Origin of the sequence: Polaribacter marinivivus (genome assembly GCF_042651285.1) — a bacterium.
GTDB classification, from domain to species: Bacteria; Bacteroidota; Bacteroidia; order Flavobacteriales; family Flavobacteriaceae; genus Polaribacter; species Polaribacter marinivivus.
In genome coordinates, this window is record NZ_JBHSCY010000001.1 from 41,859 (window position 1) to 52,791 (window position 10,933).

Annotated in this window: 16 protein-coding genes; all 16 read left to right on the forward strand. The window is 30.3% G+C overall.

Annotated features, from left to right (window positions below):
• Nucleotides 1-160 precede the first annotated feature (160 nt).
• The 16 genes from ACFOWD_RS00175 (at nt 161) to ACFOWD_RS00250 (ending at nt 10,785) form a co-directional block, all read left to right on the forward strand.
• Nucleotides 161-808: a hypothetical protein gene (locus ACFOWD_RS00175; RefSeq protein WP_377407097.1), complete on the forward strand. Its 648-nt coding sequence runs from the start codon at nt 161-163 to the stop codon at nt 806-808.
• A 148-nt stretch (nt 809-956) separates the two neighbouring features.
• A complete protein-coding gene (locus ACFOWD_RS00180) occupies nt 957-1,460 on the forward strand; it encodes a hypothetical protein (RefSeq protein WP_377407099.1) in 504 nt (167 codons plus the stop codon).
• A gap of 306 nt (nt 1,461-1,766) precedes the next feature.
• Nucleotides 1,767-2,057 (forward strand): helix-turn-helix domain-containing protein, encoded by a 291-nt coding sequence (locus ACFOWD_RS00185; protein ID WP_377407101.1) that lies wholly within the window; start codon nt 1,767-1,769, stop codon nt 2,055-2,057.
• Nucleotides 2,054-2,914, forward strand: coding sequence for an adenine-specific DNA-methyltransferase (gene yhdJ / locus ACFOWD_RS00190; RefSeq protein WP_377407102.1), 861 nt, complete (start codon nt 2,054-2,056; stop codon nt 2,912-2,914). Before ACFOWD_RS00185 ends, yhdJ begins: the two co-directional genes overlap by 4 nt.
• Nucleotides 2,911-4,017, forward strand: coding sequence for a hypothetical protein (locus tag ACFOWD_RS00195; RefSeq protein WP_377407104.1), 1,107 nt, complete (start codon nt 2,911-2,913; stop codon nt 4,015-4,017). The genes yhdJ and ACFOWD_RS00195 overlap by 4 nt, the downstream gene beginning before the upstream one ends.
• Complete coding sequence (locus tag ACFOWD_RS00200; RefSeq protein WP_377407106.1) at nt 3,992-4,465, forward strand: MarR family winged helix-turn-helix transcriptional regulator; 474 nt, start codon at nt 3,992-3,994, stop codon at nt 4,463-4,465. The genes ACFOWD_RS00195 and ACFOWD_RS00200 overlap by 26 nt, the downstream gene beginning before the upstream one ends.
• A 260-nt stretch (nt 4,466-4,725) precedes the next feature.
• Nucleotides 4,726-5,181, forward strand: a complete 456-nt coding sequence (locus tag ACFOWD_RS00205) for a DUF5063 domain-containing protein (protein ID WP_377407108.1) — start codon at nt 4,726-4,728, stop codon at nt 5,179-5,181.
• A complete protein-coding gene (locus tag ACFOWD_RS00210) occupies nt 5,174-5,377 on the forward strand; it encodes a hypothetical protein (RefSeq protein WP_377407109.1) in 204 nt (67 codons plus the stop codon). Before ACFOWD_RS00205 ends, ACFOWD_RS00210 begins: the two co-directional genes overlap by 8 nt.
• Before the next feature lie 167 nt (nt 5,378-5,544).
• On the forward strand, nt 5,545-6,078 hold the full coding sequence (locus ACFOWD_RS00215; protein WP_377407111.1) for an STM3941 family protein: 534 nt from the start codon (nt 5,545-5,547) through the stop codon (nt 6,076-6,078).
• 145 nt (nt 6,079-6,223) lie between these two features.
• Nucleotides 6,224-6,766 carry a hypothetical protein gene (locus ACFOWD_RS00220; RefSeq protein WP_377407113.1) on the forward strand — a complete coding sequence of 181 codons (543 nt, stop codon included), beginning with the start codon at nt 6,224-6,226 and terminating at the stop codon, nt 6,764-6,766.
• A gap of 127 nt (nt 6,767-6,893) precedes the next feature.
• A complete protein-coding gene (locus ACFOWD_RS00225; protein ID WP_377407115.1) occupies nt 6,894-7,646 on the forward strand; it encodes a hypothetical protein in 753 nt (250 codons plus the stop codon).
• Between the two features lie 233 nt (nt 7,647-7,879).
• A complete protein-coding gene (locus tag ACFOWD_RS00230; RefSeq protein ID WP_377407117.1) occupies nt 7,880-8,191 on the forward strand; it encodes a hypothetical protein in 312 nt (103 codons plus the stop codon).
• A 150-nt stretch (nt 8,192-8,341) separates the two neighbouring features.
• Nucleotides 8,342-8,512 (forward strand): hypothetical protein, encoded by a 171-nt coding sequence (locus tag ACFOWD_RS00235; protein ID WP_377407119.1) that lies wholly within the window; start codon nt 8,342-8,344, stop codon nt 8,510-8,512.
• A 196-nt stretch (nt 8,513-8,708) separates the two neighbouring features.
• The gene (locus ACFOWD_RS00240) at nt 8,709-9,146 is read left to right on the forward strand and encodes a nuclear transport factor 2 family protein (protein ID WP_377407121.1); all 438 of its coding nucleotides are present in this window, start codon (nt 8,709-8,711) and stop codon (nt 9,144-9,146) included.
• Between the two features lie 172 nt (nt 9,147-9,318).
• Nucleotides 9,319-10,134: an alpha/beta fold hydrolase gene (locus ACFOWD_RS00245; RefSeq protein ID WP_377407123.1), complete on the forward strand. Its 816-nt coding sequence runs from the start codon at nt 9,319-9,321 to the stop codon at nt 10,132-10,134.
• 366 nt (nt 10,135-10,500) lie between these two features.
• On the forward strand, nt 10,501-10,785 hold the full coding sequence (locus ACFOWD_RS00250) for a hypothetical protein (RefSeq protein WP_377407125.1): 285 nt from the start codon (nt 10,501-10,503) through the stop codon (nt 10,783-10,785).
• Nucleotides 10,786-10,933 lie beyond the last annotated feature (148 nt).

The following is a 10,933-nucleotide window of genomic DNA, read 5'->3' on the forward strand; positions in this document are numbered from 1 at the left end:
ACTGCCAACACCGTGTATAGCTCATTGCTTGTGAATTTCCTACTCGGAAATTCTTGCGCAATTTGCTATCTTGTTTCCTTAATCGGAAAATCATACTGATTTTCCGCAACAAGCCATACACAAACACGTTGTAGCCAATTAAAAAGAACTCAAAAACTGAATGAAAGAAGCATCTGAAATATTAGTTTTAGAAAATCAAACAATCAAGTTATATGACGAAATAGATTTTGGGTTTGAATCAGTTGACAACTTAAAAAAATATAATCAAACTTTTATAAATGGTGATAAAAGTGCTTTGACTTCTAAAATAGGGATTGAAATATATGAAAATGAAAAATTATTATCAAGTTGCTTAATTGCGTCAGAAGGAAGTGGTACAGGTGTCTTTGAAAATTCAACTCTTATTAGTTATGGTGGACTTATTGTTTGTTGTGCAAACACAGTATTTAAATTGACATTACCTGACTTACAATTAGAATGGAAAACTAAAGCCGATTCATCTACTTGTTTTGAGGTTCATTATTTAGATACAGATTATGTAATCCACGGAGAACTTGAAATTACTCGACTTGACAAAAATGGAAAAATAATTTGGCAAAAAGGAGGACGAGATATTTGGACAACACCTGAAGGAATTGACGACTTTGTAGTTTATAAAGATTATATTTTAGCAACTGACTGGGAATATAATCGATATAAGTTCGGTTTTAACGGAAATCTACTTGAAGAATATAAAGTAGAACCAAATGTTGAAAAACATTCCAAGGAAACTATAAAACGTGAAAAATGGTGGGAAATATGGAAATAAAAACTGGCTACAACACCGTATATAATTTATTGATGGCTTTTTGCTTACTTACGAAAGTCCTCGCGGACTTTCTTTGTCCATAATTATTTAATAAATTAGTTGCTTGAAACACGCAACAAACCATATACAACAACGTTGTACACAACTTATGAAAAAGACTATTTCACTATTTATAATCTTATTGACATTAAGTTCTTGTAAGGAATATTTAAGTGAAAAAGATTTGAAATATATGCCATACAAAAATGGTGAAAGATTAATATTTGAAAATGAAAACTTAAATTTAATTGACACCATTATTATCTCAAATTTGGAGAAATTTATTCCTGATGGACCACAGTTGCATTTTAATGAAACTATAATAGCTAAAACTGGAGAAAGTTATTTGGTTAGAATAAATGCTGGTTATGGAAAAAACTCTGATTCATATCTTGAAATTGAAGGACTTATTGGAAAATTTTATTTAGAAGATTTTGAAAAATTGAAAAAACATAAGCTTGAATATGAAGGAAAAACTATTTATGATGTTATAATTTTAAAAACAGAAAAGGAGGGAAATAGTCGAATTAAAAAAGTTTATTGGAGTATTTCTGAAGGAATTATAAAATATGAAACCAAAAAAGGAAATATTTGGAAAATAAAGAATGAATAAAGCAGTGTACAACACCATGTATATTTTATTGCTTTCTTTTAGCCAACTTACGAAAATCCTCGCGGATTTTCTATTCAGTTTTTATTTGCTAAATTTACGCTAAACCAACGCAACAAAGCATACACAAACACGTTGTACACAAGCTCTGAAAAGCCAACCGCACAGTCAAGCACATTTTATTTTTTCGTTCCTCAAAAACAAAAAAAGCTTGCCTTTTCCACCATCTGAAAAACATAAAAATATAATATTTCAAATCAAATCATTTTTTTATATTTGACCAACATTGGACAAGTAAAAAATAGGTCAATGACAATTGGACAAAAAATAAAACAGCTCAGAGAACAATCAGGAATGAAGCAACGTGAATTGGCTTCAAAACTTGACATTGGAGAAGGCTTTTTAAGTAAAGTAGAAAACGACCAAAAACAAATTAAACGTGAAGACTTAAAAAAAATAAGTGACCTTTTCAAAGCTTCACATGAAGAATTAACAACATTATGGTTAGCTAATAAAGTTTACGATTTAATTAAAAATGAAAATCAAGGTTTGGACGCTTTGAAAATAGCAGAATCTCAAAAAAAATATTATAGAAAATGATAAAAACTTACAACAACGATAGGCATACAATATACAATGGTGATGCAATTGAAGTCTTAGAGACAAAAATTGAAGATAAATCAATTGATTTAATCTTTGTAGACCCACCTTATAACATTGGTAAAAACTTTAATGGACGCAAAGATAAATGGGCTATTGACCAAGACTACTTAGATTGGTGTTACAAATGGATTGACTTATGCTTAAAAAAACTAAAGGATGATGGTAGTTTTTATGTTATGACATCTACACAGTTTATGCCTTACTTTGATTTGTATTTACGAGATAAAGTTTCTATTCTGTCCAGAATCATATGGTCATATGATAGTTCAGGAGTTCAGGCAAAAAAATATTTTGGCTCAATGTATGAACCAATATTGTTCTGTGTAAAAGATGACAAAAATTACACCTTTAATGCTGATGATATACTTGTTGAAGCAAAAACTGGAGCAAAAAGAAAACTAATCGATTACAGAAAAAATCCACCACAACCTTATAATACTAAAAAAGTTCCAGGAAATGTTTGGGATTATCCTAGAGTAAGATATAGAATGGATGAATATGAAAAACATCCAACACAAAAACCAACTGCGTTACTAGAAAGAATTATACTAGCTAGTTCAAAGGAAGATGATACAATTTTAGACCCATTTTCTGGTACTTTTACAACTTCATTTGTCGCTAAATCATTAAACAGAAATTCAATAGGTATTGAAATTGATGAAGACTACACCAAAATTGGTTTAAGACGAGTTCTAGAAGAAAAATCTCTAAATGGCGAAGAATTAAAACCTGAGACAAAAACTTATCAAATTAAAAATCAATCACAGCATAAATTATTCGAACCTAAAATATGAAACACTCTTTTACAGCAACAATATTTGATGTCCTAAAAAAACATTTTGGAGAAGATGCACAAGCTATATTTAACAATAGCGAATTATTAAAATATATAAATCAAAAAACTGTTTCGGCAAATAAAGGTTCTAAAGCAAGAGGTAGTTTTGGTAATCTTTATGCTATTTATGTTCTAGTTGAAGATTATATTAATGGAGGTTTTGCGGAAAAAGGAGATTATTCCAAATACGAAGGAGCAAAGTTTTCGGACCTCTTTAAAAGACAGAGAGAATTACCATTTGGTGCTAAACTTCAAAACCACGCTTTAAATCAACGAATGAATCAAGAATTTAGAAAGTATTTTCCAACTTGTGACTTCATTCCAATTATTAGAGTTGTTGATACTAAACGATACTGGATTAATACTAATCTTATAGTCTTAAATGTTAATAAGAAAAACGTAAACTTATCTTACGCAATAATAGAAATCATTGATTCTTATGTAGCATCAAAAAGAAGTGCGTTTGAAAGTTTTATCGAAACCTGTGAAAGACTAAAAGACATTGAAAATGAAAAGCCCGAAGAAATTAAATCTTTCATCCTAGGTTTGTTAGAGCCAAATGTTGACGCAAGAATTTTTGAAATAGTTAGCTATTCAATTCTTAAAGCTGACTATAATGACCAAACAGTATATTTTGGTTTTGAAGAAGATTCTATACAACCTGAAAACCTCAAACTTTACAAAACTGGAAGGACAAATGCTAATGATGGTGGAATTGATTTTGTAATGAAACCTCTTGGAAGATTTTTTCAAGTTACAGAAACTACAGACGTTAAGAAATATTTTTTAGATATTGACAAGCTTGAAAAATTCCCAATAACATTTGTTGTCAAATCTACTGAAACAGTAAAAGAATTAACTGAAAGAATTAAGGAAGGAGCAAAACAACAATATTCAGTTGAGGCAATCGTGAATAAATATGTTTCTTGTATTGAAGAAATTATTAATATTGATAAGCTGAAGAATAGTTTGCAATCTGTAGAAGATAAGGGCAACATTCCTGACGTGCTAAATGAAATAATAAAACAAAGTAAAGTTGAATTTAATTATGATGTTGAATAGTAAACAATCACCTGACTTTTTGATTAAAACTGCTTGGCATTCTATCCAGAGAATGTATGCGGATATAGCACGTAAAAATGGTATTACACAGGCAATGGGTTTTGTACTCATTAGTATTGAAAAGCAAGGTAGTTCACCGTCAGAAATAGCAAAAAATGTTGGAATCAAAACAATTAGTCTAACTAGGATATTTAATGATTTAGAGAATAGAAAACTAATTACAAGAAATATTGATACAAATGATGGCAGAAAAGTAATTTTAAAGCTAACAAGAGAAGGTATCGAAGCTAGAAAAATCATATCAGAAATAATAACCGAATTCAATAATTTACTATGTCAAAATATTACAGAAGCGGAATTGTTGACACTTAAGAAAATTATTTTCAAAATTGAATCAGTAGCTGAACAATTTGTAGCTAATGTTGAAAAACAAAATGCCAACACATAAAGCCATACACATTTGCAATTAGCTTCAGCCTATGCGTAAGCCAAAAATCGCAAAAGAGTATGTCTTTGCCAACGCTGAATAACAATCTGAACGGAAAAAAGCCAGTGTACAACAACGTATATAAAAAATAGCGGTTTAATCGCTTAATTGAAAGAAAATGAATAAATTAAAGGTCATTGCTAAACTGAAAATGTAATGCGTAAATCCGCTACTTTTCATATACAAGACCGTTGTAACACATTTGACCAAACCAAGAAACTTTGAGTAAATTAAGAGAATTGATAGATCAAATCACTGAATTCGGAATTAATCCAAAAGTGCAATTGACCGACAAAACTGAAGTGCTGAAAAAACTGTTAGTCGGAATTTACTCGGAATTTCTAAATGTGGAATTTGAATTTGACGAAACTGATTATGATAAAGAACCTAGTTTTGATTACAACGAAATAAATGAAAATGTCAAAGCCAATTTTCCTGATTTTGATTGGTATAGTATGGTTTTGGATTCAAACAAAATGGAACCTAATATTGAAATCGGAATTGGAGACGAATTAGATGATTTGACTGATATTATAAAGGATTTGTTAGAAATAAAATGGCGAATGGAAAATACGAGCGAAAAAGATGCTATTTGGCATTTTGTACTTTTAATGAGAACTCATTCTGAACAACATTTGGTGGATTTATTAAAACGATTGAAAGAACGAAATGAATAAACGAAATTTATCTCCAGAATTAATAAAAGAAGCAAAAAGACATCCTAATGGTTGGGTTTATGTTTTGGATAAAGAATTCGAGGGAAAAGAGGAAGTTCCTGCTGAATTTATAAGAGGTGCTTGGAAAGTAAATGAAAGTGGAGAAATAACAGGAGAATTTGAAATAAACCCAAATTATCACGGAAACAAAAAATAAAAAACGTGTTACAACACCGTTTATAATTCATTGCTAGTACTCGCCTACTTACGAAAATCCTCTCGGATTTTCTTTGTCAGTAATTATCTAGTAACTTTATTGCTAAATCAACGCAACTAACCTTGTACAAACACGTTGTAATGCATTGTAAAAATTACTAATTGAAAATGGAAGATAAAATTGAAATTGAAATAAGTAGTACAAAAGTTTTATTGCTGATACTTGGCTCGCTTTTATTTGTAATACTTGGTATTTTAATGATTTTGAGCCCAGAAACGTATATAAATCCAATTTTTAAGAATGAAAATATTGTCAGAATTGTGGGCTATATTGGTGTCCTTTTTTTTGGCCTTTGTTTATTCTTTATTTCGAAAAAAGGATTTAAAAATAACTCTGGACTTATTATTGATTCACAAGGTATAACAGATAACTCAAACCTAAGCAATATTGGATTGATTGAGTGGAATGATATCGTTGGAATTGAAACCATGGAAATAGCTTCTAATAAAATAATACTGATTCAAACTGAAAAACCTGAAAAATACATAGATAGAGCAAAGAATAGAATTGCAAAAAAAATAATGAAGGCAAATTTTAACAATTATGGTTCGCCAATTTCAATAACCTCAAGTGCTCTCAAAATTAAATTTGATGATTTAGAGAAGGTAATTAAAAAGGAATTTGACAAACATAAAACATGAAAAAACGCATTACAACAATGGCTATAATTCATTGTGGCAGAGAGTTAAAACAAAGTTTAATTTATAAATACGGCTGATTTCTCGGCGGAATAATCCTGCGGATGATTCCACAACGAAATCATAGCCAAACACGTTGGCAACCATTATGACGAAAAAACTGATAATCATTTTAATTTTGTTGATTTCCAATTTGATTAATGCTCAAATAAAACAAAATGGCAATACACTTGAAATATGGACATTATTCAGCCCTGGAAATTTTGTCAATCAAAATGCCGAACAGATTGTCGAAAAAAAATGGCCTTTTAAGATAAAGGGAATCGCTGGAGACACATTTCCAGAAAATTTAATTGATTCTTTAGAAACTCACAACAACAGAATATGGAATTATCTTGACGCGAACGGATATTCTAACTCAAAGAAAAAATTTGAAACTGACTTGCAAACAGAAATTAAGAGAATAAAAAAAGCTGTCGATATTTCAAATTCAGACAAAAGAGTTATTGCTATTTTAGATAAATTGAGGAAAAAAGGACTTCAGAACTATACAGAACTGAATAAATTGTGCGATGTGAAATATGAGTTTTTATTATATAGTTTTAACATGAACGTTTTAGACAAAGAACAAACCTTTGAACTAAAATACATTGCGGATTTGGAAAAAGAAAAAATAAAGATTATTGACTAAAAAATATTCTCGAAAAATTTTAAAACATAGAGGAAGTTATTGTTAAACCCATTTAAAAAAGCAATTATTTATTGCTGTTACTCATTTTCAGCCACAATATGATTATTTAAATTCTTTGTACTCTTATATGAAAAACCTATTATTATTTGTTTTGACGTTAATGATTTTTAATATTTCGTTCGGACAAAGAAACGAATCGACTTTATTAAAGGATTATGATTTCTATATTGAGAAAAACATAGAAATGGGAAAATGGAGTACTAAATATTATCTCTCAAACGGACTTATTTCAGTCCAAGAAAATTATTGGAAAAATGAACTACGAAGCCGAACGGAATTTGAATACGACCGATTTGGAAATGTAGAACGAGAAATAAATACTTATGACATCAACGAGGGAAATACAAATGATATTTCAAATCTGAAATTGGAATATAATGACTCATTGCTGATAAGTCAGAAATTTAATTTTGGAATTACAGAGAAATATTCCGATTTCAATGAACTTGGAAAACCTCAAAAAATAACCCGAATTGATTCGTCAAAATTCACGCTTCTTCCTTACAAGGAATTAATGGAATATGACAAAAATGGGAACATTATAAAAACAACGGAATTCAGTAGATACGAGAATTTGGATGGAAAAACTATTAATGAAACAGCTACAACTTACTATAAATACAACGACCAAAACAATGTGATTGAAATTCACAGAGAATATCAACCGAGACAAGAGTTTCCAATTCCAATTACAGGTGGACCTTTTCTGTACGAATACGAATATTTTAGATACAAATACAATAAGAATGGACTTTGGACTAAAAAATACAAAATAGTCAACGGAATAGAATATTTAGTGGCGAAAAGAGAATTTAATTAACGGTTGCCAACACCGCATATAATACAGCGGTTACATTGGTCTTAAATTAAATTCCCTAACTTTATAAAAAATTTGGTACAGCGGATAATCACGTAGTGGCGGCGCCACTGCCCACGGCTGATTCGCACGCTGCGCTTCCCACTTTCGCTGACGCAAAATGTTGGCACTGCCGAAGCTGCCGCTCAAGACCCGCCGTATCATATGCAAACCCGTTACCTGCAAGCTGACAACCGATGAACACAGAACAATTAGTAAAAGCATTTTACACCGAGAAACAGGATATATTAAAATTATATTTATCTGAAAACCCTGAAACTAAAGTCGGACAATTAATTAAGTCACTTAATCTGACTGGGGAACAGAATGCAATAATGGAAAAAGTTATGAACACGGCATTGACTGATGTTTTTTACACTATACTTTTAGGTTTGGACGGTTGTGCTTCGATTGGCGGAATACAAGAAATGTATGACTTAAAAGACGAAAACGGAAATCAATTAAGCGGAGAAATAGATGCTTACGTTTATGAATATTTTCACGAATAAAATATATAAATGTTAATAGGATATTTCGACTATTTAATTATTGCGGTTTTAATCTTCCTAAATATCAAGTATTGGAAGACAAATTTTGAGAAAAAAGTAGGCTGTTTATTGGTTTTGCTTTTGTTTGGGTTCGTACTTCCATTTATTTCAATGATTATCGAATTGCAAATTGTTGGAGAATGGATGGATAGTTTTGAAGTTGTTTATACTTTTTTACGATTTCCTACTTATTGGGTAATTGGAATTATTCAAATGATAATTATCGGAATTAGATTGAGCAAAAAACCAGATGAAGAAAGCGAAACTGAAACAATTGATTAAAATAAAAAAAGCCAGCAGGTAACACCGTGTATAATTAATTGCTAGGTCACTGCCGACTTACGAAAATTCCGCTGGAATTTTCTATCTGTGATTTGTTTACTAACTTTAAGGCTTAACCACGCAACTAACCATACACAAAACCGTTGTAAAACATATCACAAAAGCTTCCTAAAAAGGAATGTATAAATTTGAAATTATGAAATCACTGAAAATCTTGATATTCCTTTCATTTATTTCTTGTAGTATGGGAATGGCTCAAAATGAAAACATCACTTTCCAAAAACAAGAAGTATTAAACGCTCAATCAACAAGAATTTCGGCAATGATTCAAGCTGATATTGACAAACTAAATGACGTTTTGACCGATGACTTGACTTATGCTCATACAACTGGTTGGACTGAAACAAAGACGGGATATCTTGAAACAATAAAATCTGGAAGAATTAATTATGTTTCATTCGTTCCAAAAGATGTCGAGGTTAGAATATATGGAGAAACAGCCGTTTTGACTGGCAAGGTTGATGTCAATTTAGGGCGAACGGATTTTACAATTCGATTTTTAGAAGTCCAACGTAAAGAAGATGGAATTTGGAAGTTGACTGCTTGGCAATCTGTTTTAAATAAAGTGGATTAAAAGAGTTGAATAAAATACGTTTTACAACAATGTATAACCGCAATTACGGCGGATTCGACTACGTCCGAATCCACTCGGAATTGCTAACGCCAGTTCTTAACCGAAAAACATTAACTTTAATCCCGTAACTGACGGTTATACGAGACCGTTGTGCACAATTTAAAAAATGAATATGAGGTTAACATCTGCTATACTATTCCTTCTTATCAACTTCCAAGTTTTTGGCCAATCAAAAGTTGAATACGGATCTAATCATGGTCAATATTTAGAAATAGATAATACCAAAATTTATTATGAACAATATGGCGAAGGCTCACCTATCCTTTTATTACATGGAGGTATGGGAAGCATATCAAATTTCAATACATTAATCCCTGATTTATCCAAACACTTTAAATTAATAGCAATCGATAGTCCTAGTCATGGTAGGTCTTATAGTATTGACTCTTTGAGCTATAATATACTAGCGGATTACGTAGTTAAAATAGTTGATAAGTTAAAATTTGACAAAATTGATATTATTGGTTATAGTGATGGTGCAATTATTGGAATGTTAGTAGCCGATAAAATCCCTAATAAAATAAATAAAATAGTATTTGGCGCAGGTGCATTAAACCCACATTCTAGTACACCAGAAGGCTTAAAAATTCTTCAAAATTTTAGTCCTGAAATACTTCCAGAAGAGTATGTTACTTCTTATAACAAGAAATCCCCTAATCCTAATCATTGGGAAGAGTTTGTTTACAATTCTAAAGAAATGTGGTTAGAAGACATTTGGATTCCTAAAGAAATACTACCTAAAATAGAAAGCAAGGTTTTGATACTTTTTGGGGATAGAGACCCATTTATTCCCTTAAACCATAGCTTTGAAATATATAATGATTTACCAAATGGTGAACTTTGTATTTTACCAAAAAAGGGCCATGACATCTTTAATAACTCAAAAATAACAAATGACATTCTATTAACTTTTTTGTCTAAAAACTGATAAAAATAAATAATAAAAACTGTGCACAACACCGTGTATAATTAATTGCTAGGTCACTGCCGACTTACGAAAATTCCGCTGGAATTTTCTATCTGTGATTTGTTTACTAAATTAGTTGCTTAACCACGCAACTAACCATACACAACAGCGTTGCCAAAAATTGCTCAATCAGTCTAAATCTGAATAGAAAATTATGATATTAAAAGAAATTAAAAAGGAAAATAATTAAAATTCTGAAAACAAAATTATGGAGTTATCACTCAAATGTTGAATTTAGAAAGTTTTTGGAATTGAGCAAAATGCGGAATCTGAAAAACTCGAAATTAAATTCTTTACGGAATTTCTGACTTAAATAAAAAGACTTTTATGTTATCACATTTTGGGGAATTGAAAAAAAAAGAAAAATCAAATGAAGAACATAAATTTTCTTTAAGAAAAAAATTACGAAAAATTAAAGAAAACTATATTGGATATGGGAAAAATGGAAAAAAAGAATATGAATTTCCTCAATTATCTGAAATAGAATTAAAAAAATTTAAAGAGAAATGGATTAAAAATAGAAAAAGGGAGAAAATAAAAACGAATATTATTATTACTCTAGCAATTATTTTTGGAATAATAATGGCTTTTTTATTAAGGTTTTATCTCTAAGGAAATTTATAATCAGGTTAAAAACAAAGCAACATTTTGGCAACAACGTGTATAAAAAATTGCTATTTTTAGCTTAATCAAAATTAGTTGCTTTTTTGCAAACTTCTGAATTTCCTTCGGAAATTCCTCGTTCACAAAAAACGCAACT